The organism is Shewanella sp. CAL98-MNA-CIBAN-0140, from assembly GCF_040309905.1.
Classification (GTDB): Bacteria; Pseudomonadota; Gammaproteobacteria; order Enterobacterales; family Shewanellaceae; genus Shewanella; species Shewanella psychromarinicola.
Genome location: NZ_JBEOPI010000322.1, coordinates 1 through 226 on the forward strand (window position 1 = coordinate 1; position 226 = coordinate 226).

Consider the following 226-nt stretch of genomic DNA (forward strand, 5'->3'; position numbering starts at 1 on the left):
CGGTGATTAGCGCAGCCCGGTAGCGCATCTCGTTTGGGACGAGAGGGTCAGAGGTTCGAATCCTCTATCACCGACCACATTCCCGCTTTCTTATAGCGAATTTAGCCTCTAAGTTAAATAAATATCAGACTTGTTTTCAAGTAAAAATCTCGGTGATTAGCGCAGCCCGGTAGCGCATCTCGTTTGGGACGAGAGGGTCAGAGGTTCGAATCCTCTATCACCGACC

At 49.6% G+C, this 226-nt stretch carries 2 tRNA genes; both read left to right on the forward strand.

From position 1 onward, the window contains the following. Positions 1-77: transfer RNA gene (locus tag AAEY93_RS21230), tRNA-Pro, on the forward strand. Between the two features lie 73 nt (positions 78-150). Next, positions 151-224: transfer RNA gene (locus AAEY93_RS21235), tRNA-Pro, on the forward strand. Positions 225-226: the final 2 nt, after the last annotated feature.